The sequence below is a fragment of the Hymenobacter saemangeumensis genome (assembly GCF_039541835.1).
GTDB classification, from domain to species: Bacteria; Bacteroidota; Bacteroidia; order Cytophagales; family Hymenobacteraceae; genus Hymenobacter; species Hymenobacter saemangeumensis.
In genome coordinates this window covers 1-23,061 of sequence record NZ_BAABGZ010000060.1, presented here as the reverse complement: position 1 = coordinate 23,061, position 23,061 = coordinate 1, and the positions used below count along the sequence as shown (strand labels likewise).

Sequence of the window (23,061 nt, the reverse complement as noted above, 5' to 3'; positions counted from 1 at the left end):
TTAATCATGGCACAACCTATTGCCTCTCCCGCGCACGGCGCCCCGGTAGATACTCCCGTGGCCCACGATAACAACACCACGCCGACCAGTAAAATCTGGCAGGTGATAACGGCCTCCTCGGTGGGTACGGTTATCGAGTGGTACGACTTTTACATCTTCGGCTCCCTGGCCACCATCATCGGGCCGGTGCTGTTTGGCTCGCAGGGCAAGCTGGAGGATACCCTGCTGGGGGCGCTGGCCGTGTTTGGGGCGGGCTTCGTGGTGCGGCCGTTCGGGGCCGTGTTCTTCGGCCGCATCGGCGACATGATTGGGCGCAAGTACACCTTCCTGCTCACGCTGCTGATTATGGGCGGGGCCACCTTCATCACCGGCCTTATTCCGAGCTACGACAAAATAGGGCTGGCGGCGCCGGCCATCGTGGTGGTGCTGCGCCTGCTGCAGGGCCTGGCGCTGGGCGGCGAGTACGGCGGGGCCACCACCTACGTGGCCGAGTATTCGCCGGATAACAAGCGCGGCTACTACACCAGCTTTATCCAGATTACGGCCACGGCCGGCCTGTTCCTGTCGGTGCTCGTGATTCTGGCCACGCGCAAGCTGGTGGGCGAAGATGCCTTCAAGGAGTGGGGCTGGCGCATTCCCTTCCTGCTGTCGGGGGCGCTGATTGTGGCCTCGTACTACATCCGCCGCAAGCTGCACGAGTCGCCGCTGTTTGCCAAGGCCAAGGCCGAGGGCAAGACCAGCACCAACCCGCTGCGCGAGTCCTTCCTGAACCCGGTGAACCGCCGCCTGGTGCTTATCGCCCTGTTTGGCGCTACCATGGGCCAGGGCGTGGTATGGTACACCGGCCAGTTTTACGCCTACTCCTTCATGCTCTCTACGCTGAAGATGAGCATTGTGGATGCCGCCATTGTGCTGTGTGCCGCGCTGGCCATGGCTACCCCGTTCTTCGTGTACTTCGGCAGTTTGTCGGACCGCATCGGGCGCAAGAAAATCATCATGACCGGCCTGTTGTGCGGGGCCTTGTTTACCGTGCCGATTTTCCACGGCCTGAAGCAGTTTGCCGGCCCGCTGACTGAGAAAACCGCCGCCGTTCCCGCCACCGTGGACGCGGCCGGTGCCGCCGTAGCCGCCGTGCCGGCCGTGATGCAGGCAGCCTCGCCGCAGCTGCTGCCCATGATTGCGCTGGTGTTCTGCCTGGTGCTGTTCGTCACCATGGCCTATGGACCGATTGCGGCCTACCTGGTTGAGATTTTCCCCACCAAGGTGCGTTACACCTCGCTGTCGCTGCCTTACCACATCGGCAACGGCGTGTTTGGGGGCTTCGTGCCCTTCATCGCCACCTCACTCACGGTGTGGGCGGCCGCCCAGCCCGAGGGCACCTTCACCAAGGAGCACAGCAGCCTGATGGGCCTGGTGTACCCCGTGCTGATAGCCTTTATCTGCTTCATCATCGGCACCATCTACATGAAGGACGTGCGCAACGTGAAGCTGATGGACGACAGCGCTGGTGCCTGAAACCTGGGCTGAATAGCTGGAAAAAGCTGCCGGACCGCAAGGCCGGTAGCTTTTTCTGCTAAATTGCCCGGCCGCTTCCTATTCGTTTTTTCTGAAAAAAACCATGCTGCCACCTACCGAGCAAGCCGAGCAGCGCCGCGGCCAGCGCCTGCTGTTCCTGGCCATCCTTTTTTTCGTGCTGCTGAATTTCCCCCTGCTGGCCTCGGCCGATGTAGACGGCCGCCTGGGCGGGGTACCGGTGCTGTACCTGTACGTGCTGGCGCTCTGGGTGCTGGTGGTGGCACTCACGGGGTATCTGGTGCGCAAGTCCGCTTAATGGTTAATGATAAAGGCTAATGCTTGATAGCTAATCATTAAAAGTTAACAATGTCCAAACTTCTTGTCCTGTGCTTTTCTCTTGGCTACCTGGCCCTGCTGTTTGGGGTGGCCTACGCGGCAGAGCGGCGCTCGGCGGCGCGGAAGAGCCTGGTGAGCAACCCCTACGTGTATGCCCTGAGCATGGCCGTGTACTGCACGGCCTGGACGTACTATGGCAGCGTGGGCCGGGCCGCGCACTATGGGCTGGAGTTTGTGGGCATCTACATTGGTCCCACGCTGCTGGCCCCGGTGTGGTGGCTGGTGCTGCGCAAGATTATCCGGGTGTGCTGGCAGCAGCGGCTCACCTCCATTGCCGACTTTATCTCGGCCCGCTACGGCAAGAGCGCGGCCCTGGGGGCGCTGGTAACGGCGGTCTGCGTGCTGGGCGTAGTGCCCTACATTGCCCTGCAGATTAAAGCCATTGCCGCTTCCTTTATGACGCTAACGGGCGGGGCGGCCGGCAGCGGGGCCACGGACACGGCGCTCTACACCACGGCGGTGCTGGCGGTGTTCACCATCCTGTTTGGGGTGCGCTCGGTGGAGGCCACCGAGCGGCACGAGGGCATTGTGCTGGCCGTGGCCCTGGAGAGCCTCGTAAAGCTGCTGGCCTTCCTGGGGCTGGGCCTTTTTGTGACCTTCGGGCTGTTCAACGGCCTGACAGACTTGTTTGACCAGGCGGCGGCAGTGCCGGCGCTGCGCCGGCTTTTTACCTTGAACGGAGCGGGAGTAGCCGGTCCGGAGTGGTTTACCCTGCTGGTGCTGAGCATGTCGGCCGTGCTGCTGCTGCCCCGGCAGTTTCAGGTGGCGGTAGTGGAAAACGTAGACGAAGACCACCTGCGCAAAGCCATGTGGCTGTTTCCGCTCTACCTCATCATCATCAACTTCTTCGTGCTGCCCATTGCTTTTGGCGGCGTGCTGCGCCTTGGGGGCAGCGGCCTCGATGCCGACACCTTTGTGCTGGCGCTGCCGCTGGGGGCGGGCCGCTCCTGGCTGGCACTGCTCACCTACCTGGGGGGGCTGTCGGCCGCCAGCAGCATGATTATCGTGGAAACCATTGCCCTGAGCGTGATGATGAGCAACCACCTGCTGATGCCGCTGTTGGTGCGCGTGCCGGCGGCCCGGCCGGCGCTGCAGCCGCGCTGGTTTGCCTACCTGGGCCGGGTAGCGCTGCACAGCCGGCGCCTGGCCGTGGTGGCCGTGCTGCTGCTGGCCTACGCCTACTACGCCATGGTGGGCCGGCAGCTGCCGCTGGTGAATACCGGGCTGGTGTCGTTTGCGGCGGTGGCGCAGTTTGTGCCGGCAGTGCTGGGCGGGCTGTACTGGAAGGGCGGCACCCGGCGCGGGGCCACGGCCGGCCTGCTGCTGGGCTTCGCCGTGTGGTTCTACACCCTGGTGCTGCCCACGCTGGTGGGGCCGGGCCGCCTGCCCCAAAGCCTGCTCACCGAGGGGCCGGGCGGCTGGGCCGTGTTGCGGCCCTTTGCCCTGTTCGGCCTGGAAGGGCTGGATTATCTAAGCCATGGCTTGTTCTGGAGCTGGTTTTTTAACATCGGCCTGTACGTGGGCGTGTCGCTGGCATGGGCGCCCACCGCGCTGGAGCTGCGGCAGGCCGACGTGTTCGTGGACGTGTTCAGCCGGCGCAGCCTGGCCGAGGAAGTAACCGGCTGGCAGGGCCATACCCCCTTGCCCGACGTGCGGGCCCTGCTGCTGGGCTTTCTGGGGAAAAAGCGGACTACCCAGGCCCTGCGCACCTTTGCCGCCCGCTTTCCCGACGCCCTGCCGCCCCCGGCCGGTGCCGGGGCCGACCCCTCCTCAGCGCACATCGCCACCGCCGACCCGCGCCTGCTCACCTACGCCGAAAAGCTGCTGGCGGGCAGCCTCGGGCCAGCCTCGGCCCGGATGCTGCTCTCGTCGGTGGCCGGGGCCGAGGAAATCAGCTACGACAGCGTGGTGGGCATTCTCAAGGAAAGCCAGCAGCTGCTTGAAGCCAACCGCCAGCTGCAAAAGCAAAGCCGCCAGCTGCAGCGCCTCACCGACGAGCTGCGCCAGGCTTACGCCCAGCTGCAGGCCCTGGACCAGCGCAAAGACGAATTCCTTAACACGGTAACCCATGAGCTGCGCACGCCGCTTACCAGCATCCGGGCCCTGGCCGAGATTCTGGCCGACAACCCCGACCTCGACGAAGACGAGCGCCAGCGCTTTCAGCTTACCATTGCCCGCGAGGCCGAGCGCCTTACCCGCCTGATTTCGCTGGTGCTGGACCTGGAGAAGTTTGAGTCGGGCCAGGCCACGCTGGACCTGGAGCCGGTGCCCGTCGCCGCGCTGCTGGCCGAGGCGGCCGAGGCCGTGGAGCAGCTGCTGCGCGACAAGCTCATTGTGCTGGAAACCGACGTGCCGCCCACTTTGCCTGCCCTGCCTGCCGACCGCGACCGCCTGATGCAGGTATTGGTGAACTTGCTTTCCAACGCCATCAAAGCCTGTCGGGCCGACGGTAGCGGCCGCATTCGCGTAAGCGCAGCCGGTACGGACATGGCATCGGATGATGCTACCTTGCTGACCCTGGTAGTGGCCGATAATGGCAAAGGCATTGACCCCGCCGAGCAAAGCCGGATTTTCGACAAGTTTTTTCAGGCCCGACACCAGACCACCCGCAAGCCCGAAGGCACGGGCCTGGGCCTGGCCATCACCAAAAAGATAGTTGAGCTGCACCACGGCCGCATCTGGGTAGAAAGCCAGCCAGGGGAAGGGGCCCGGTTTTATGTGGAGCTGCCGCTTGGTGCTGAGTATACAGTGGAGAGTAGTAAGTAGAGAAATGCAGGCTGTTTAGTAGAAAGGGAAAATGGATAAGACACTTAATGTAAAGCTGATAATACTATTGCTTGTCAGCTACCAGGAAAAGTGAGGTACTGCTGCCCTTGCTGGTACTTTACTTTCTGCTGAATACTTGCTGCTTGCTACTTACTTACACCTATGAAAGCTCCCCATATTCTGATTGTCGACGACGAGCCCAACATTGTAATGTCGCTGGAATTTCTGATGCGCAAAAATGGCTACCAGGTGGGCATTGCCCGTAACGGCACCGAGGCCCTGGCGGCCATCGACCAGACTGCTTACGACCTGGTGGTGCTCGACGTGATGATGCCCGACGTCGACGGCTATGAGGTGTGCCGGCAGCTGCGCCAGCACCCCGGCCGGGTGGGTACCAAAGTGATTTTTCTCTCCGCCAAAGCCCGTGAGGCCGACATGCAGAAAGGCTATGACGTAGGGGCTGACTTATACCTCTCTAAGCCTTTCAGTACCCGCCAGCTGATGGAGAAAGTACGGGAGCTGCTGGCCTGAGCCAGACTTTATGCAGTCTGCCAACTCCTGCACCGGCCTTTTTTCCATTGTAGCGAGCCTTCATTCACTGAAAATAATTGATACCCGCTCTTACTCTCACCACTTAATTCCCATAACCTATGCACCCCCGCATTCGCACCATCGAAGATTACCATGCTGCTTATAAACAGGCTGCCGAAGCTCCTGATGCGTTCTGGGCCGAAGTGGCCGAACCCTTTACCTGGCGTCGCAAGTGGACCAGCGTGCGCGGCGGCGCGTTTTCGCCCGAAGGGCAAAGCACCTGGTATGACGGTGCCCGCCTCAACATCACCGAAAACTGCCTCGACCGCCACCTGGCCACGCGGGGCAACAAGCTGGCCCTCATCTTCGAGCCCAACGACTCCAAGACGCGGCACGTGCGCTACACCTACCGCGAGCTGCACCAGCACGTGTGCCAGTTTGCCAACGTATTGCTCAACAACGGGGTAGAGAAGGGCGACCGGGTGGTGATATACATGCCCATGATTCCGCAGCTGGCCATGGCCGTGCTGGCCTGCGCCCGCATCGGGGCCGTGCACTCGGTGGTGTTTGCCGGGTTCTCCTCCACCGCCATTGCCGACCGCGTAAACGATGCCGGGGCCGAGTTCGTGCTCACGGCCGACGGCCTCAACCGCGGCCCCAAGCAGATTCCGGTGAAAAGCGTGGTAGACGATGCCCTGCAAAGCTGCCCCGGCGTGCGCCGCGTGATTGTGGTGGAGCACCTGGGCTGGCCCGTGCACATGCAGGAAGGCCGCGACGTGTGGTACCACAACGAAGCGGAAAATGCTTCTACTACCTGTACGGCCGAGGAAATGGCGGCCGAAGACCCGCTGTTCATCCTTTACACCAGCGGCAGCACCGGCAAGCCCAAGGGCGTGGTGCACACGCAGGCCGGCTACATGGTGTGGGCCGACTACACCTTCCGCAACGTGTTTCAGGTCGAGGAAAACGACGTGTACTGGTGCACGGCCGACATCGGCTGGGTAACCGGCCATACCTACGGGCTATACGGCCCGCTGCTGGCCGGCAGCACCACGCTGCTCTTCGAGGGCGTGCCCACCTTCCCCGACGCCGGCCGCTTCTGGCAGGTGATTGACAAGCACTACGTCACCATTTTCTACACCGCACCCACGGCCATCCGCAGTCTCATGGCCGCGCCCCTCGACCACGTGCTGAGCTACTCGCTCAGCAGCCTGCGCGTGCTGGGCTCGGTAGGGGAGCCCATCAATGCCGAAGCCTGGCACTGGTACCACCAGCACGTGGGCAAGGGCCGCTGCCCGGTGGTGGATACCTGGTGGCAGACCGAAACCGGCGGCATCATGATTTCGGCCCTGGCCGGCGTCACGCCCAGCAAGCCGGCCCACGCCGGCCTGCCCCTGCCCGGCGTGCAGCCCGTGCTGCTCAACCAGGACGGGACCGAGATTGAGGGCAACAACGAGGAAGGCTACCTGGCCATCAAGGGCAGCTGGCCAGGCATTATCCGCACCACCTGGGGCGACCATGAGCGGGCCCGGCAAACCTACTTCACGCCCTACCCGGGCTACTACTTCACCGGCGACGGCGCCCGGCGCGATGCCGACGGCCTCTACCGCATTATCGGCCGCGTCGACGACGTCATCAACGTGAGCGGCCACCGCTTCGGCACGGCGGAGATTGAAAACGCCATCAACCAAAACCAGTTCGTCATCGAAAGCGCCGTGGTGGGCTACCCGCACGACGTGAAAGGCCAGGGCATCTACGCCTACGTCATCCTGGAAGGTGCCCTGCCCGCCTCCCACGCCGAAGCCCAGGTGATTGAGGCCAGCATCATCGAAACCGTGGTGGCCGAAATCGGCAAAATCGCCAAGCCCGACAAGATTCAGCTGGTGAGCGGCCTGCCCAAGACGCGCTCCGGCAAAATCATGCGCCGCATTCTGCGCAAGGTGGCCGAAGGCGAAACCAGCAGCCTCGGCGACACCACCACCTTGCTCGACCCGGCCATTGTGGACGAGATTCTGGCGGGCAAGAAATAGGCTTACGACATGGTGCAGCTGGACAGCTTTCGAAAAATTCCGGCCGGAAACAAAAAGGCTGGCGGACAAGAAATACGCCCTCTGCTGAGTCAATTCAGCTCATCCAGGTGAGGGGCCGGACTGAAAACCATGGAGCGGATTTCAGGCTGGGGTGCAGAGTTAAAAAGCAACTATTCTGCTCTTTATCTCTTGAATTTCTAGTCATTAGTAGAGGTGTGCTCCAACCGGGAAACTGCTGTTACGAATATTACTTCCTGATTTAATGTCCTGGGTTTCGCCCAGGCGACAAGCAAAAGGCCCGGCTGGTATAAACCAGCCGGGCCTTTTGCTTGGGAGTTCAAACCAGGCTTAGCTATAGCGCGAGCTAGGGCGGTAGCCGCGGGGGGTGTTGCCATTTTCGCGCACATTGGCGCGCTTCACCTTGCGCTTTTTATCCGAGCCGGAAGTAGCAATCAGGGCCACTGCGCCGCCTACTACCAGGCCAAAAGCGGCCAGCTTCAGCACCAGGGTCTGGGGGCTGTGCTTCCACTCGGCTTTGTAGCCTTTTTCGGCAAAGATGTTGGGGAAATGGCCGTGGGCAATGTCGTCGAGCACGCCTTCCACCACGTTCACGCGGTCGGCCAGCAGCAGGGGCAGCCAGTGGCCGTAGTGGTTTTCGCTGTACTTAAAGGCCAGGCGCCGCAGCATGCCGCTCAGGCCGCTCGGAGCCGGCGACATCCCAAACACGGCGCTGATGTTGGGCCGCTCGATGGAATGCAGCACTTCCTTATCAATGGGCTGCTGCGGAGGACGGTCCCAGTCGTAGCTTTTGGTATCCTCATTGGCGCGGATGCGCATGGGGTAGGTGGGGTCGTTTTCGGGGTCGGCGTCGATGCCCCAGCCGGGAAGGTTCGAAGGATTCTTGACAGTAGGTTCCATGGGAGTTTCGGTTAGAATAGTGCGGGCTTATGGTAGCTTATTTCCGGCTTCCGGTTGTTTAGTTAAACGACAACCATTAGCCGGAAACCAGCAACCAGAAACTACATGCGGGCGGATGGGGGAATAAGAACCGGCTTGATGCAGCCATCGAGCTTGGCCGAGAACAGTCGGTAGCCGTCGGCCACTTCTTCGAGCGGAATGCGGTGCGTAATCAGCCCTTTGGGGTCGATGATGCCGTTCTGCACGTGGTCGATAAGCCGGGGCAGCAGGCGCTTCACCGAGGCCTGGTTGCCGCGCAGGGTAATGCCCTTGTTTACCAGGTTGCCAATGGGCACCAGGTTGTCGGTGGGGCCGTAGATGCCTACTACCGATACCACGCCGCCCTTCTTCACCGAGTTGATGGCCCAGTGCAGGGCCGTGGCCGAGCCGGCCTGCAGCAGCAGCTTGCGGCCGGTGAGGGTTTGCATGGCATTGCCGGCGGCTTCGGCGCCCACGGCGTCGATGCACACGTCGGCTCCCAGCCAGTCGGTAGCTTTCTTGATGAACACCACCGGGTCGTCCATGTCGCTTTCAAAGTTGTAAGCCTCGCACTTGGCGTAGTTCTTGGCGAACTCCAGGCGGTAGTCTTCCTTGTCGATGATGATGACGCGGCCGGCCCCGAAAAGCCAGGAGCAGCGCGCCGCCATGATGCCGACCGGGCCGGCGCCGAACACCACTACGGTGTCGCCGGGCTGAATGCCGCCCATCTCGGCCGCCTGGTAGCCGGTGGGAACTACGTCGGTCAGCAGCACCGCGTCGTCGGGGTCCATGCCGGGCGGAATGACCGTGGGCCCCACGTTGGCGTAGGGTACGCGGGCGTACTCGGCCTGCCCGCCCTCGTGGCCGCCGGCCGTGTGCGAGTAGCCGAAGATGCCGCCCACGGCCGTGGCCTGGGAGTTGGACTCGTGGCAGTTGCCGAACAGGCCCTGCTTGCAGAACACGCACTTGCCGCAGGCGATGTTGAAGGGCACCAGCACGTGGTCGCCCACTTTCAGCTTGGTTACTTCCGAGCCGATTTCCTCCACGACGCCCGTGAATTCGTGGCCGAAGGTGGTGCCCACGCGGGTGTCGGGCACGTTGCCGTTGTAGAGGTGGAGGTCGGAGCCGCAGATGCAGGAGCGGGTTACCCGCACGATAGCATCCTCAGGATGCTGAATCTGGGGCATGGGCTTGTCCGAGATGCGGACCCTTTTCGGGCCGCGGTAATTCATTGCAAGCATAAAATCCGGTGTTGTGGTGAAAGGAAGGCAACAGAATTGATGACTTAGGCTGATATCTCCGCTACCGGGTAGGGCAGGCGAAAACTCGGCAGCTTCGTAGATTCCTACTTTCTCCCTTCGCTAACAGTTGCGGATTTTTAGCTAAACACTAGGAAATGCGTATTTACACGGAGGCATGGGGCGGAAATACGGATGCTTGCGGGGCTGGCGCCGCCCCACCTACCTTCGCAGACTTACTCGCTTTTTACTCCCTGTGCAAAATTCCGACCCTGCCACTTCTGCCGCCTTTGATAAAGCCCGCACCGGCTTGTGGGTCAGCCTGCAAAAGCACCTGGCTGCCGTGTACGCAGCCGAAGCGGCGTTCCTGAAAGCCGTGGCCTTTGCCGATGCTTTTCCTTTCTCCCCGGCTGCGGTGGAGGAAGGCCAGCTGGCCAACTACCAGCAGCGCCGCGCCGCCCTGCGCGACCTGTTTACCGACGAAACCACCCAGCTCGAAACCCTGACCCGGGCCATCCGCACCAAAAGCTATTCGGAAGACGAGAAAAAGCAGCTTTATCTGCTCATTCTGGGGTATATCGACATTGCCGGCAGCGTATTTGCGCTGCTCAGCACCCACGTGCCGGCGCGCCTGCCCAAAGACGAGGAGCTGGAAGGAACCGCGGAACGCTTCGAGCGGGTGCGCAAATTCAGCCGGCTCAATGTCAAAGGCCTAGCCAGCCTACTGCAGTCAACCAAATAACTGCCAGCCGCAGCCCATAGCTACACAATAAACTGCCCGCAGCATAGGTCCCCAAAGGGGCTACGCTGCGGGCAGTTGCAAATGGAGGCAGGGGGTCCAGCCTATTTACCGCCAAACTTGATAGTGATGCCACCTTTCAGGTAGCTGGTGTCATAGCCTATTTCGCTGAAAAAGCCGAAATGCTTGAAGAGAAAGCGGATGCCTGCCACGGAGGTGATGGCTGGGCCATTGTAGCCGTAAACGCTTTTTTCAGCTTCCTCGTCGAGGTCATCCAGGCTGGCCACGTACATCAGGCCCACAGCGGCGTAGGGGTCGATGAATTTGTTGACGGGCAAGTGATACGTGCCGCGAGCGCCAAGCCCTATTTGAAAATACTCCGGGCTGGTGCTCACAATATTTCCCGTGCTGGTAATCCGGTAATAATTAAACTCGTTGTAGCTGATGCTAACGAGAAAGCCTACGCCTATGGTGCCATAGGGCAGGGCCACAATACCCCGCTCACCCGAGGCATTGAGCTCGGGCAGGAAACTGGTGTTGCCAATAGAAAAGCGGTTTCCTGCACCCAGGCCAAAGTTGAGGGCCGTGGAGCCTACCCCAAAAGCTACCTGCTTATCGCCACGGTCGGCCCCCCGGCTCGGGGTTGGGGCCGGGGAGGTGCTGGTTTCGCGCCCACCGCTACTTGCTGGCGCGGTAATAGACTCGCTGGTGCCGTTGGCATACACAATAACCGTGACATCGCTGCGTGAGATGCTGTAGATAGGGCCAGTGGGATTGTCGGCCTTATGGTACTCAATCTCCTGAGTACCCACTTTCTCTACCTTGGCATTGATGCTGGTGCCGTTGCTGCGGTAAATAATGTCGTGCTTTTGCGTCTGGGCCTGCGCTTGCTGCACCAGGGCCGGGGCAGTGGCCAGGCCACAGGTTAGCAGGATGGCAAGCGGTAGCTTGGCAAGGGAAGTACCTATACAGGACATATATGATGAGGTTTGGGGTTGATTAATCCTGCAAAGGTTCAACCCCACGCATAGTGCGCGCAATACCTACTTTCAGGTATTTTTCCGGCTCTGGCGCCCTTCTTCTCACGAACCGGGGCGGCCCGGCGTGGGCACGACTTACCCAAACACCTTCACCCGCTCGCCCTTGCGCTTGGTGCGCAGGTACTGCCGGATAATCTGCTGCGTGTCCTTGTTGTCGTTGTAGGGCTGAATAACCTCGCGAAAGTCCTGGATGCGCCGGGCGCTGAAGGTCTCATCGACGTAGCCAAAGCCACGGTAGTAGCCGTTTTCCACCAGCACGATGGTTTTTTCCAGCTCCGAGCGGCCCGGCCCAATGACCACGAAGGTTTCGTGCTCGTAGCGGATGCTGTCGATGGCCTCGTCTACCCGCTGGTTGTAGCTTTCCGGGGGCTCCAGGCCCAGGCAGGCGCCCTGGCAGCGGTGCACCTGGTAGTCGAAGCAGGCGCCTGGTGTCTTGTACAGGCCGCACAGCTTCTGGCAGAGGTTGTACTTGGCCACCTTGTGGTAGAGAAAACCCTGGGCCTTAAACTGGTTGCCCAGCGCAATAATGGGCACCTCGGCGTTGCGGGCGTCGGCGCGGCCGTAGGCCAGGCGCTTGTACCCTTGCTCGTCGGTGCGCAGGTAGATGCCGGCCGGAAATACCGAGCGGCGCTGGGCCCGGTTGTAGGCCGGCTTGAGCAGCTTAATCAGGTGCGACTCGTAGAGCAGGGCCACCAGCTCGGAGCCGGTCAGCTCCCAGGTGATGTCGGCAATGGAGTTTTTGAACTCCAGGCTTTTGCGCGACTTCACGTCCACCGCAAAGTGCTGCTGAATGCGCTTGTAAATGTTGATGGACTTGCCCACGTAAATCACGTCGCCGGCCTCGTTGTGGAAGTAGTACACTCCCGTGGCCTGGGGCAGGGACGCTACTTTCTCCGGGGTAATGAGGGGGGGGAGCAGGGCCGTTTTGATGGCCTGCTGCACGGCGGCCACGCGGCGGGCGCTGGGCTTTTTGCCGGCCGGGGCCAGGGCATCTACCCGGGCCAGGGTGTGGCTGGTGTCCTGGCCGTGGGGCAGCTCCTCGCTTTCCTGGGTGATTTTCAGCAGCCGCCCAAACAGCAGGGCGGTGGCGTGGGCGTCGCCGGCGGCCCGGTGGCGGTTTTCCAGCGGAATGCCGATGCTCTGGCACAGCTTGCCCAGGCTGTAGCTGGGCAGGCCCGGCATCAGGGAGCGGCTCAGGCGCACGGTGCACAGGGTTTTGCGGGAGTAGTTGTAGCCCAGGTCGGCAAACTCCTTTTTCAGGAAGGAGTAGTCGAAGCGCACGTTGTGGGCCACAAACACGCAGCCTTCGGTCATCTCCACCACCCGGCGCGCTACCTCGTGGAACTTGGGCGCGTCGCGCACCATGTCGTTGGTGATGCCCGTGAGCTGGGTTATAAAGGGCGGGATGGCCTGTCCCGGGTTCAGCAGGGAGCTGAATTCATCCACGATTTTCTCGCCATCGTGCACGTAGATGGCTATTTCGGTGATGCGGTCCTGGGTGGGCTGCCCGCCGGTGGTTTCTAAATCGACAATGGCGTACAAATCGGGGCGCTACTGGGTGGAAGGGACTAAGCTAACAAAATTAGCAGCAGAAGGGTTGCACCCCGATGATATCTGCTTCCTGGCCTGTTACCCTCGTGCCGCGCGCCATGCCAGCATCTGCCGCCGCAGGCCTGGCAGCTACGCTTCAAAACGTTGGCTGCGCCCCAGGAAAAAGCGGGTGCTGGGCAGCGTGTGGTTAGCGGCTTTGGCTGTGTTTATCAGCGTTTTTATTCATAAGATGGCTGCTGGCCGTCGCATATAGGCAACAGCCACCCTGCCCGGTAGCCGCAGTGGGGTTACCGGGCGGGGGGCTACCCGTCGTTCCCTGAAGGCCGTACTTACTGGGCCTTCTGGATGATTTGGTCAATCTTACACTCGGGCATTACAAAGGCGCCGTAGCCTGCTACCTCGCTGCCTACCTTACAGCTCCAGGTATACTTTCCGGGGGCCCAGTTGGGGGTTTTGCCAGCGCTGGTCTTGAAATACGTCATTTCACCGTTGGCCGGTGTGGGAAACAGCACCGTGAGCTCCCGGGTGCCGGCTGCTGCTTCCTGGCTCAGCTCGTATTCCGTGCCCGTCTTCTCGTGCCGCACCACAAAGGTGGTAGGCTTGGGGCTGCTCAGCGCCGCCGATGCCTCAATGCCCAGGCGGATATACGGCGTAGAGTCGACCATCCAGGTTTGGGCCTGCGCCTGAGGCTGAGAAAAGCCAAGCAGCAGAGCCAGGCTGCCCAGGGCGGGACGGATAAAGGAGGCAAGGGGGTGGGGGAAGTGAGTGAAACGTAGGGTTGTTTTCATTAAAAGGTGAAGTAGGTGTTGGTTTTCATAGAAAGAAGAGAAGGAGCCTGCGGCAAGCAGGGGCACTACACTACCCTGCCCCAGGCGGGGCCGATTTATTTCACCAAAAAGCGCAACGCTGTTGGGTGCGGAGGCTTCGGTATATAGGTGCAAAGCAATGACAGCCGATACAAAGATGCAAGCCGCTGCCAAAGCAGCTCGGGCATAATGGCTGGGGCAAGTAGTATGGTAGCTGGTGCATATGCAAAAAAGCCCGGCAGCCATTCAGGCTGCCGGGCTTTTTTAAGGACTGCAGTGGCTTAGCGGCTCATGCCTTTCTGCTGGGTAATCCAGTTTTTGGCTTCCAGCACCTCGCTGTGCTGCTTCTGAATCACAGCCTGGGCTTGCTGGGGCAGGCCCTGAGCCTTCAGTGCCGTTTCGTAGGCTCGCAGGGCTACGGCATCGCCGGTTTCGCACTCGCCCAGGATGGCGGCATCGTCGTGGCCCGTCACGGCCGCTTTGATATTAATCCAGCCGCGGTGTACAGCAGCGGCGGCATCGGTGGCTACGCTTTCAATAGTCGAATCGTGGGCCGACACGCCCAGCTGTTGCGCCTGTTGCTCCAGCTCGGCCACAAACTGGGCGCGCTGCTGCGAGAGGCGGCTCAGCTCGGACTTCAGCTGGGGGTTGCTTACGCCTTCGGCCGCTTCGCGGTAGCCCTTGGCCCCGGTACGGCTGATTTCGAGCAGGTCGGTAAAGGCGCGGGCAGCATTTTCATTGGTATTCATAGCAAAAGGGTTTGGTGGAAGGAAAGTTGGGCTTGGTATACTGTATAGACCGGCCAGAGGTTATAGCTGATGGGGTGATTTTGATGAGGAGGTGAGGGGGGTGATGGGGTGATGAAGTAGAAAGTGATGAGGTGATGGGGTGATGGGGTGAGGAAGTAGAAAGAAGAACGTCATGCTGAACTTGTCGAAGCATCTCTACCACGAGCGTAAATCCAATCAAAAAGGATTACTTCCCCTGGCAAGATGCTTCGACAAGCTCAGCATGACGTTCTTTTTTACCTCATCACTCCATCACTCCATCACCCCATCACCCCATCACCTCATCGCTAAAATCACCCCATCACCAAAATCAAGCCCTCACATCCGCCGCACCATCTTCTTGAACCGGTGCCAGGCTTTGGCGAAGAAGCCGCGCTGGTCGCCGCGGTCCGACTGCAGGTCTTCGCCATCGGTGACGTCGCCGAGCAGGAAGCCGAAGGGTTCCAGGGCCTTGGTGGCGTCGAAAATAACTTTGAGCACGGCCACCAGCGGGATGCTCAGAATCATGCCCGGCGTGCCCCAGAGCTCGCCGCCCAGAATCAGGGCGATGATGGCGGCCATGGGGTTGATGCTGACTTTGGAGCCGGTAATCATGGGCGTGATGAAGTTGCCTTCCAGAAACTGCACCACCACGAATACGGCAATTACGCCCATGGCCTTGGCGGGTGAGCCGGTTTCCACCAGGGTCATCATGGCTGGTATGGCCGAGCCCACCATGATGCCGATGTAGGGAATTATGGCCAGTACCGAGGCAAAGACGGCGAAGAAGATGGCGTACTTCACGCCCAGCAGGAGCAGGCCAATGGCGTTGAGCACCGACACGATGACAATGACGGTAATAAGGCCCGAGATATAAGCCTGAATCACCGACTGAATACTGTCCATGGTATGCAGCACGGTGGTGCGCTTGTCGGGCGCCACAAAGCGGAACATAAACTGCCGGATGTGGTCGCGGTAGTACAGAAAGCAGAAGATGTAGATGGGCACCAGCGTGGTCACGCTCAGCACGCCCGCCGTGGTGCTGATGGTGGAGCCCAGAAAGCCGCCGGCCGACTTCTTGGCTGAGCTCAGTGAGGAATCTATCAGCTCGTCCTTGCTCATGGGGCGCAGGCCAAACTTGGCGTTCAGCCATTGCTGGGCCTGGTCGATGTAGACAATCAGCTTTTTCTGGAGCAGGGGCAGCTCGCCGCGCAAGTCGATAATCTGCATACCGAAGAAGTACACCAGCCCGGCCAAGGCCAGCACCAGCAGCAGCAGAGCCACCACAATGGCTACCGCCCGGGGCCAGTTCCAGCGCTCGAAGCGCCGAACCAGCGGCAGCAGCAGCGTGGCCAGCAGGGCCGAAAAGAACAGCGGCAGCAGAATTCCGTCGAGCTTGCGCAGCACAAACACCAACAGCGACAGGCCAATAAGGACGAAGGTGTAGTAGATAAAGGCCGGCAGCTTCACCTCCTGAATGGAAGGGGTCGGGCGGGGAGGGTTGAAGTTGTTGGAAGGCGGGTGCATGTGTGGGCGGATAATTAGAAATTAAAAATTAGAAATTAAAAATTAGGAGTGCCGGGTTAAGAGGCTTATCTCTAATTTTTAATTCAAGATTTTTAATTAAAAGCTGGGTGAACCTGGAGCGTAGGGCTGGTGTTGAAAACTAAATAAATTAGCGCAGGGCTGCTAAACAATGTGGCAATAAGGCTTGCTCTGCCGCTGATTTCTGCGTTATTTTACAGCAAAGCTGCAAAACAGTTAACTCAATGAACGACGAACTACGTCCCGACGAGCCCGGACAGGCCGTGAAGGCCCCGGAACACGGGTATACCGAAGACAGCATCCGCTCGCTGGACTGGCGCGAGCACATCCGGCTGCGGCCGGGCATGTACATCGGCAAGCTGGGCGATGGCTCGGCCTATGACGACGGCATCTACGTGCTGGTGAAGGAAGTGGTCGATAACTGCATCGACGAGCACGTGATGGGCTACGGCCGCACCATCGACATCAAGATTTCCGACTCCCGGGTACAGGTGCGCGACTACGGCCGCGGCATTCCCCTGGGCAAGGTGGTGGATGTAGTCAGCAAAATCAACACCGGCGGCAAGTACGACTCCAAGGTGTTTCAGAAGTCGGTGGGCCTGAACGGGGTAGGCACCAAGGCCGTGAACGCGCTCAGCAACTACTTCCTGGTGCAGAGCGTGCGCGACGGGCAGATGAAGGCCGCCGAGTTTGCCCAGGGCAAGCTGGCGCAGGACCCCAAGCCCCAGAAAACCAGCCAGCGCAACGGCACGCTCATCGTGTTCCAGCCCGACGAGTCGATTTTCAAGAACTACCGCTTTATCCCGGAGTACCTCGAAAATCAAATCTGGAACTACGTGTACCTCAACGCGGGGCTCACGATAAACTTCAACGGGCAGAAGTACTACTCCGAAAATGGCCTGCTCGACCTGCTGGCCCGCAAGGCCGACGCCGAGCACCTGCGCTACCCCATCATTCACCTGAAAGGGGAGGACATTGAGCTGGCCCTGACCCACGGCAACGACTACGGCGAGGAATACTACTCCTTCGTGAACGGGCAGTACACCACCCAGGGCGGTACCCACCTGGCCGCCTTCCGCGAGGCGGTGGTGAAGACCGTGCGCGAGTTCTACAAAAAGGAGTACGACGCCACCGACATCCGGGCCTCCATCGTGGCCGCCATCTCGGTGCGGGTGCAGGAGCCGGTGTTTGAGAGCCAGACCAAAACCAAGCTGGGCTCCATCAACATGGGGCCGGAGGGACCCACGGTGCGCAACTTCGTGGTCGACTACATCAAGGAGCACCTCGACAACTACCTGCACAAAAACCCCGAGACGGCCGAGGCCCTGCGCAAGCGCATTGAGCAGAGCGAGCGGGAGCGCAAGGACATGGCCGGGGTGAAAAAGCTGGCCAATCAGCGCGCCAAGAAAGCCAACCTGCACAACCGCAAGCTGCGCGACTGCCGCTTCCACCTGGGCGAAACCAAGGACGCCGAAAAAGAGGCTCTGACCACGCTGTTTATCACCGAGGGCGACTCCGCCTCGGGCTCCATCACCAAGAGCCGCAACGTGGAGCTGGAAGCCGTGTTCAGCCTGCGCGGCAAGCCGCTGAACTGCTTCGGGCTGAAAAAGAAGATTGTGTACGAAAACGAGGAGCTGAACCTGCTGCAGCACGCCCTCAACATTGAGGAAGGCATCGAGAACCTGCGCTACAACCGCGTGGTAGTCGCTACCGATGCCGACGTCGACGGCATGCACATCCGCCTGCTGCTGCTCACCTTCTTCCTGCAGTTTTTCCCCGACCTGGTGCGCAACGGCCACGTCTTCATCCTGGAAACGCCGCTGTTCCGGGTGCGCAACAAAAAGGAAACCATCTACTGCTACAACGAGCAGGAAAAGCAGGCCGCCATGCGCAAGCTGGGCCGCAACCCCGAGGTGACGCGCTTTAAAGGGCTGGGCGAGATTTCGCCCGACGAGTTCGGCAAGTTCATCGGTGAGAACATCAAGCTGGAGCCCGTGATTCTGCAGTCGGACCGCTCGATTCAGCAGGTGCTGACCTATTACATGGGCAAGAATACGCCGGCCCGCCAGGAGTTCATCATCGAAAACCTGCGCCTGGAAAAAGACCTGGTGACTTCCGACGTGCTGCCCGTGGCCGAGGTAAAAGAGGAGGATTTAGCCTTTGCCTAACCACTGGTTTATCTTTGAAAAAGCCCGCACCCAGGTGCGGGCTTTTTTTATTATCCGGCCCGGCTTGCGTTGCAAAGCCCCGCTGCTATCCAGCGGTGAGGCATTTTCTTAGTGAAGTGCCCGGAAGGCGGCAAGTACAGGATGGTGGGCTGCAAAACGAAGCGGAATGCCGTGAGCGGCTTTCTTCCATTGCAACGGTCAGTCCCAGCCCCGCGCAGGCCCAGCCCAAGCGCCTGGCCGCCTTTCCGCCGGATAAGCTTCGCTACCACGGCCTTCGTGTTACTCAACGGAAGGTCGACCATTTCTTATTTGTACTTATTAAGGCTGTTGGGTAGCGAGTTAGCAAAAGATGAGGCGTGTTGTATAAATTATCAAATATGCCGTTGTAATATATGGGGGGAAGGCATAAGTTTGGTAGTAGTCTGCATAGCAGAATCACCATTCTTATCTCATACCGCTTATGAAAAACAACTACTTCCTTCCCATCTGCTTTTTTCTGCTTCTAAGCCTGCAGACGCAGCTATCCCTCGCCCAGGTGGGCGTGCGCATCGGGCCGGCCCCCGTCACAGCGGCCGACCCCTCGGCGGCCCTCGACATCGTGGCCGGCGCCCAGAAAAAAGGCCTGCTCATCCCGCGCATGACGGCGGCCGAGCGCACGGCGCTGACTACGCCGGCCCAAGGCCTTATTGTGTACCAGACCGATGGCACAACCAGCGGCGGCAGCGGCACGGGCTTCTGGTACAACCAGGGCACGGCCGCCGCGCCCAAGTGGCTGCGCCTGACCGATGCCGACGGCGTGAGCTACGACCCAAGCACCGGCCTGCAGGTGGGCCCGGGGCCGGTAGGCCCGTCCTCCACTACATCCACCAGCGGCACCCCCATTGGGGGCACCTTTTTCTGGCCTTACCGCGGCGATGCTGCCGATGGACGGGTGCTGTTCCTGTACCGTGCTGCCGACCTGACGGCCACTGGCATGCAGGCGGGCAACATCAACGGGCTACAGTTTAACGTGATTGTCAAAAACAGTACCCAGCCTTTTCAAGGCTTTACCATTCAAGTGGGGTCCACTGCCGCCACAGTAGCCGGTACAACGTTTCAAAGCGGGCTCACTACGGTATTTTCCAGCGCCATCACTACCGCGCTGGGATGGAATAGCTATTCCTTTACCCAGCCATTTGTGTGGGATGGCACCAGCAATATCTACGTACAAATTTGCTTCGACAACGCCACCACTTCCGCGATTGACGAAGTAGCCTATTATTCCCCGGCCTACCAATCCTATGTGCGGGCTGCCGATAATGTCGTTTCCGGCTGTACCCTCACCAACCAGGGGTTACTTTCAGGCAATTCGCTGCCGGTTGCTCGCTTTGTGCAGGGCGGCGGCTACACCCTGCCACCGCTGGCCGGGCAGGCCGGGCAGGTGCTGACGCAGCAGGCCAACGGCTCGGTTACCTTCCAGGACCCGCAGTGGACGCAGAGCGGCAATACCCTGTACCCGAGCAACCAGGCCAGTAGCGTAGGTATTGCCACCACCACGCCCCTTGCCAAGCTCGACATCCTCGGCGGGGCCGACTCGGGAGGAGGTAACGACCCGCAGGCGCTGGCCTTTCAATGGCGTGGCGGGGGCTACCGGCACTGGCTTCGCACGCGCCACAACTCCGGCCTGGGCGGTGGAGGCAATGCCCTGGATTTCTACGTGAACAGCTCCAATACCGCGGCGGGCTCCAGCGCTCCCACGGTGGGCACCCAGCACGTGCTGACGCTCGACAACTACGCTGGCCCCCGCGTGGGCATCGGCACCACGGCGCCGTTCTCCATGCTGGCCAATACCAACGCCAACATCATCGCGGCCGACGGCATCGGGGCTTTTCCAAACTCCCTGACCTGGGGCACCAGCCAGGAGGGGTATGCGGCCCTTATATATAACGGCGGCACCGGCACCCAGGCCAGCGGCCTGGCCGTGAAGATTGACGGCAGCAATGCCGCCACTACCGCTCTGGATGTGAGCAAAGGAGCCCAGGCCACGGCGGGCACCTCCCTTTTCGCCGTACGCTCGTCGGGGCTGGTGGGCATTGGCACCCGTACCCCCGATTCGCGCCTGCTGGTATCGGCCGACAACTCGGGCGGAGGGGGCGAAGACGACGTGGTGCTGCGGGCCTTTGGGGCCAGTGCCGCGCCGGGCATTGCCGTACAGCGGGCCCGGGGCACGGCCGCTGCGCCCGCACCGCTGCAGACCGGTGATTTCATCGGAGTAATGGGTTTTGGCCCGCGCGTAACGGCAGGCCAGAATTTTACACTCAGCGGAATGCAAAGCATCTATCGCGGCGATGGTTCGAGCAACCTCAGCGACCTGAGTTTCTTCACCTCCAGCACCATAAGAATGACGATGGACGCCAGCGGCAACACCGGCCTGGGCACCAGCACCCCTAAAGAGCGCCTGCACATTGCTTCGGGCGGGGCCGACTGGTACTTCCATAGCGGCGGGGCACCCTTCCTGGGCTGGAACCTCTATTATGACGGCAGCACCGGCACCATCAAGTATGGCAAAAGCGGCCGCCCGGCCGCCGGTATCCAGCAAACCCTCACCGGCGACCTCGACATCTCCACCTACGTGACCAACCCCGGCGTGGCCGAGAGCAACGTTGATGGCACCGGCAACCTGGTAGCCGGCTCCCGCCTGCGCATTGCCAACAACGGCAACGTGGGTATTGGCACCACCAACCCCGGTGCCAAGCTGGAAGTAAGCGGCGACGTGCGTATTCCCGCAGCCAACGACTACACTTACGCAGCCGCGAAAACCAGGTCAGTCATGCTGGGCTTTGCCGATTTTCAGGCGGAAAACGGTACTACTGGTGGAACCCTCTTCGCCACCACCGATGAGTTTTATCCCACGGCTGCCAGCGGCACCCCGGTATATCGGGCCGCGCTGCACCTGCCCCAGGGAGCAGTTATTACGGGCATCACCATGACTACCTTCGATGGGGTGGCCCAGAATATTGTAACCGAGCTTGTTTCCTACACTACTACCGGGCCAACAGCCTCCCGGAGCGTACTAGCTACGCTCACCAGCGGCAGCAACTACAACAGCGTAACGTCGCCGGCACTGAACGTGGTGGTCGACAACGAAAATCAGACCTATACCCTGCGTACTACCTTCGGCCTCAGCAACAATAATGCCCTGACCCTGCGGGGTGTAAAGGTGACGTATACCGTGACAAAAGCCGACTGATTCCAGGGTGCGCCTGTGCATGAAGTGCCCCACCAGTAAGACTGGTGGGGTATTTTTTTTGCACAAGCAATTCTGGGTCCCAGCAAGTGCAGCGGTCTGCCCGGGCTCCAGTACAGCGAGACGGCCCTAACCGAGCAGCGGCCGCAGGAGCTCGGGAAAGGCTGCTGCCGTTTCAAGCTCATGGGATGTCCTTACCAACCTGCCCTACAGCGCTTTCACTTTTCTCTTTCAAGCGCCTGGCACCAGGTCTGGCCTAAGTCTGCTGAACAGGGGCAGGAGATGGCCGGACTTCAGGCCGCGCACCAGCTGTAAATACCCGAAGTACAGGCGGCAAGCCTGCTGCTACCCATTCGTTGCCCTGGTGCTTTCGGCCAGCTGCCCGGGTCGACAACATGGGCGGGCTTATCTTGCTCTGCTTTACAATCTATCAATCCTAAATGCGCTGCATTTCCTGGTATCGGGCTGCCTTGGTTCTGATTGGCTTAGCTGGAGCCGGTGCCAAGGCGCAATCCACTGCAGGTAGCGCACGTGCTCAGATAGCGGCGCTGCTGGCCGGTAGCGTGGCTGCTGAGCGAACCGATACGGCCCGGAGCTTTGCCCAGGCAAAGCAGGCCTGGACACTGGCCCGTCAGGCAGGCCTGGACACTGCGGCCGCCGATGCCGAGCTGCAGCTGGCCCGGCTGTACGTAAAGGTTCCCCGTCCTGAGGCGGCCACTCAGCACTTGAAGGCCGTGCGGGCGGCTGCAAATCGTATGGGGCTTTGGAAAATGGAAGCCCGAACCTACCAGATGGAGGCCGCCATCTACGAGCGTACACAGGATTTCCCAGCCATGCTACGGCTGATTGATGCCAGCCTGCGCATCTTACGCACCCACCGCGACCATTATGGGCAGTCCCGCCTGTACAACTGGCTGGGCTTCCTGAACCAGCAGCAGGGCCGGCCCAGGGAGGCCATGCAGCTCTATCTCCGGGCCTTGCGGCACGCCCGCTCGTCGCCCGACAGCCTGCAGGTGGCCGATGTCCAGAATGCCATTGCCAGCCTCTACGGGGTGATGAAGGAAGACTCGCTTTCTTACGTGTACCTGCGGGCCAGCCGCGACACCTATGCCCGCAACCACGACTCGGTAAGCGTAGCCCGGCTCAATGCCTCCCTGGTGGGCCCCCTGGAGGGCAAGGGGCGGGATTCGGCCTACGCCGACCAGATACGGCTGGCCCTTCGGCAGGCCCAGGCCTTGCCAGCCAAAGCCACCGAAGGCTTTTTGCCTTCTCTTTACTACTACAAGGGGGATTTACTTTTGCGGCAAGGGCGGCCGGCAGCAGCCATTGCCTACTTCCGGCAGGCGGAAATCTGGCTGCGGCAGCGGCCCTTCCTCAACCAGCTGGCTTTTGTGCTAATCGGCCTGGCCGATGCGCACCTGCAGCTCCAGCACCTCGACATTGCCCAGCGCTACGCCTACGAAGCCTATCGGGAGGCCCAGGGGCCTGAATTCGCAAGTACCCGGGTCTACGCCGAAGAAGTGCTGTCCCGGCTTTACGAAGCGCGGGGCAACTTCCGGGCTGCCCTGACGCACGAGCGTCGCGCCCGCCGCATCAACGACTCGCTCTTTACCCGCGACAAAACCGAACAGCTGGCCACCTTGCGCACGCGCTACGAAGCCGAGCACAAGGAAAACCAGATACGCCTGCTGCAGCGCCGCGCCGCGGCCCAGCGGGCCGAGGCAAGCTGGCAGCGGCAGTACCGCAACCTGCTGGCCGGGGCCCTGCTGGTGGTGGGCCTGCTCGGGGCGGCCTCCTACCGCCGCTA

General features: G+C 60.9%; 16 protein-coding genes and 1 pseudogene. 10 read left to right on the top strand and 7 right to left on the bottom strand.

Annotated elements, in window-relative coordinates:
• Nucleotides 1-6: 6 nt before the first annotated feature.
• From ABD919_RS14655 to acs, 5 genes are all read left to right on the top strand, one after another.
• The gene (locus ABD919_RS14655) at nucleotides 7-1,515 is read left to right on the top strand and encodes an MFS transporter (protein WP_345236772.1); all 1,509 of its coding nucleotides are present in this window, start codon (nucleotides 7-9) and stop codon (nucleotides 1,513-1,515) included.
• A gap of 103 nt (nucleotides 1,516-1,618) precedes the next feature.
• A complete protein-coding gene (locus ABD919_RS14650) occupies nucleotides 1,619-1,831 on the top strand; it encodes a hypothetical protein (protein WP_345236771.1) in 213 nt (70 codons plus the stop codon).
• A 50-nt stretch (nucleotides 1,832-1,881) separates the two neighbouring features.
• On the top strand, nucleotides 1,882-4,677 hold the full coding sequence (locus ABD919_RS14645) for an ATP-binding protein (protein ID WP_345236770.1): 2,796 nt from the start codon (nucleotides 1,882-1,884) through the stop codon (nucleotides 4,675-4,677).
• 162 nt (nucleotides 4,678-4,839) lie between these two features.
• Nucleotides 4,840-5,208, top strand: coding sequence for a response regulator transcription factor (locus ABD919_RS14640; RefSeq protein ID WP_345236769.1), 369 nt, complete (start codon nucleotides 4,840-4,842; stop codon nucleotides 5,206-5,208).
• Between the two features lie 119 nt (nucleotides 5,209-5,327).
• The gene (acs, locus tag ABD919_RS14635) at nucleotides 5,328-7,238 is read left to right on the top strand and encodes an acetate--CoA ligase (RefSeq protein WP_345236768.1); all 1,911 of its coding nucleotides are present in this window, start codon (nucleotides 5,328-5,330) and stop codon (nucleotides 7,236-7,238) included.
• A 348-nt stretch (nucleotides 7,239-7,586) separates the two neighbouring features.
• On the opposite strand, the gene ABD919_RS14630 is transcribed toward acs, so the two are convergent.
• Entirely contained in the window at nucleotides 7,587-8,156 is a 570-nt protein-coding gene (locus ABD919_RS14630; RefSeq protein ID WP_345236766.1) for a hypothetical protein, read from the bottom strand.
• Nucleotides 8,157-8,257: 101 nt separating this feature from the next.
• The gene (locus tag ABD919_RS14625; RefSeq protein ID WP_345236765.1) at nucleotides 8,258-9,415 is read right to left on the bottom strand and encodes a zinc-dependent alcohol dehydrogenase; all 1,158 of its coding nucleotides are present in this window, start codon (nucleotides 9,413-9,415) and stop codon (nucleotides 8,258-8,260) included.
• A 253-nt stretch (nucleotides 9,416-9,668) separates the two neighbouring features.
• On the opposite strand from ABD919_RS14625, the gene ABD919_RS14620 reads away from it, so the two are divergent.
• Entirely contained in the window at nucleotides 9,669-10,154 is a 486-nt protein-coding gene (locus tag ABD919_RS14620) for a hypothetical protein (RefSeq protein WP_345236764.1), read from the top strand.
• Between the two features lie 101 nt (nucleotides 10,155-10,255).
• Here ABD919_RS14620 and ABD919_RS14615 read toward each other — a convergent pair whose 3' ends face one another.
• Together ABD919_RS14615 and ABD919_RS14610 are read right to left on the bottom strand one after the other, a co-directional pair.
• A complete protein-coding gene (locus ABD919_RS14615) occupies nucleotides 10,256-11,128 on the bottom strand; it encodes a hypothetical protein (protein ID WP_345236763.1) in 873 nt (290 codons plus the stop codon).
• 138 nt (nucleotides 11,129-11,266) lie between these two features.
• Nucleotides 11,267-12,733 (bottom strand): exonuclease domain-containing protein, encoded by a 1,467-nt coding sequence (locus ABD919_RS14610; RefSeq protein WP_345236762.1) that lies wholly within the window; start codon nucleotides 12,731-12,733, stop codon nucleotides 11,267-11,269.
• On the opposite strand from ABD919_RS14610, the gene ABD919_RS14605 reads away from it, so the two are divergent.
• Nucleotides 12,723-12,995 carry a hypothetical protein gene (locus ABD919_RS14605; RefSeq protein ID WP_345236761.1) on the top strand — a complete coding sequence of 91 codons (273 nt, stop codon included), beginning with the start codon at nucleotides 12,723-12,725 and terminating at the stop codon, nucleotides 12,993-12,995. The genes ABD919_RS14610 and ABD919_RS14605 overlap by 11 nt on opposite strands.
• Nucleotides 12,996-13,071: 76 nt before the next feature.
• Here ABD919_RS14605 and ABD919_RS14600 read toward each other — a convergent pair whose 3' ends face one another.
• The 3 genes from ABD919_RS14600 to ABD919_RS14590 all read right to left on the bottom strand — a co-directional run bounded on the left by ABD919_RS14600 (nucleotide 13,072) and on the right by ABD919_RS14590 (nucleotide 15,842).
• Complete coding sequence (locus ABD919_RS14600; protein ID WP_345236760.1) at nucleotides 13,072-13,530, bottom strand: hypothetical protein; 459 nt, start codon at nucleotides 13,528-13,530, stop codon at nucleotides 13,072-13,074.
• A 299-nt stretch (nucleotides 13,531-13,829) separates the two neighbouring features.
• Complete coding sequence (locus ABD919_RS14595; protein ID WP_345236759.1) at nucleotides 13,830-14,297, bottom strand: ferritin-like domain-containing protein; 468 nt, start codon at nucleotides 14,295-14,297, stop codon at nucleotides 13,830-13,832.
• 357 nt (nucleotides 14,298-14,654) lie between these two features.
• Nucleotides 14,655-15,842: an AI-2E family transporter gene (locus tag ABD919_RS14590; protein WP_345236758.1), complete on the bottom strand. Its 1,188-nt coding sequence runs from the start codon at nucleotides 15,840-15,842 to the stop codon at nucleotides 14,655-14,657.
• A gap of 242 nt (nucleotides 15,843-16,084) precedes the next feature.
• Between ABD919_RS14590 and ABD919_RS14585 the strand changes: the two genes are divergently transcribed.
• The 3 genes and pseudogenes from ABD919_RS14585 to ABD919_RS14575 form a co-directional block, all read left to right on the top strand.
• Nucleotides 16,085-18,028, top strand: a complete 1,944-nt coding sequence (locus tag ABD919_RS14585; protein WP_345236757.1) for a DNA topoisomerase IV subunit B — start codon at nucleotides 16,085-16,087, stop codon at nucleotides 18,026-18,028.
• Between the two features lie 460 nt (nucleotides 18,029-18,488).
• Nucleotides 18,489-21,257 (top strand): hypothetical protein, encoded by a 2,769-nt coding sequence (locus ABD919_RS14580; protein ID WP_345236756.1) that lies wholly within the window; start codon nucleotides 18,489-18,491, stop codon nucleotides 21,255-21,257.
• 437 nt (nucleotides 21,258-21,694) lie between these two features.
• Nucleotides 21,695-23,061 (top strand): annotated as a pseudogene (locus tag ABD919_RS14575) (hypothetical protein); the annotation flags it as partial.

Excerpts from the sequence above, each read along its gene's own strand:
- ABD919_RS14590 (WP_345236758.1), bottom strand. The coding sequence starts at position 15,842 with ATGCACCCGCCTTCCAACAACTTCAACCCTCCCCGCCCGACCCCTTCC.
- ABD919_RS14605 (WP_345236761.1), top strand. The coding sequence starts at position 12,723 with ATGGCGTACAAATCGGGGCGCTACTGGGTGGAAGGGACTAAGCTAACA.
- ABD919_RS14650 (WP_345236771.1), top strand. The coding sequence starts at position 1,619 with ATGCTGCCACCTACCGAGCAAGCCGAGCAGCGCCGCGGCCAGCGCCTG.
- ABD919_RS14615 (WP_345236763.1), bottom strand. The coding sequence starts at position 11,128 with ATGTCCTGTATAGGTACTTCCCTTGCCAAGCTACCGCTTGCCATCCTG.
- ABD919_RS14630 (WP_345236766.1), bottom strand. The coding sequence starts at position 8,156 with ATGGAACCTACTGTCAAGAATCCTTCGAACCTTCCCGGCTGGGGCATC.
- ABD919_RS14655 (WP_345236772.1), top strand. The coding sequence starts at position 7 with ATGGCACAACCTATTGCCTCTCCCGCGCACGGCGCCCCGGTAGATACT.
- ABD919_RS14625 (WP_345236765.1), bottom strand. The coding sequence starts at position 9,415 with ATGCTTGCAATGAATTACCGCGGCCCGAAAAGGGTCCGCATCTCGGAC.
- ABD919_RS14595 (WP_345236759.1), bottom strand. The coding sequence starts at position 14,297 with ATGAATACCAATGAAAATGCTGCCCGCGCCTTTACCGACCTGCTCGAA.
- ABD919_RS14600 (WP_345236760.1), bottom strand. The coding sequence starts at position 13,530 with ATGAAAACAACCCTACGTTTCACTCACTTCCCCCACCCCCTTGCCTCC.
- ABD919_RS14645 (WP_345236770.1), top strand. The coding sequence starts at position 1,882 with ATGTCCAAACTTCTTGTCCTGTGCTTTTCTCTTGGCTACCTGGCCCTG.
- ABD919_RS14580 (WP_345236756.1), top strand. The coding sequence starts at position 18,489 with ATGAAAAACAACTACTTCCTTCCCATCTGCTTTTTTCTGCTTCTAAGC.
- ABD919_RS14640 (WP_345236769.1), top strand. The coding sequence starts at position 4,840 with ATGAAAGCTCCCCATATTCTGATTGTCGACGACGAGCCCAACATTGTA.
- acs (WP_345236768.1), top strand. The coding sequence starts at position 5,328 with ATGCACCCCCGCATTCGCACCATCGAAGATTACCATGCTGCTTATAAA.
- ABD919_RS14585 (WP_345236757.1), top strand. The coding sequence starts at position 16,085 with ATGAACGACGAACTACGTCCCGACGAGCCCGGACAGGCCGTGAAGGCC.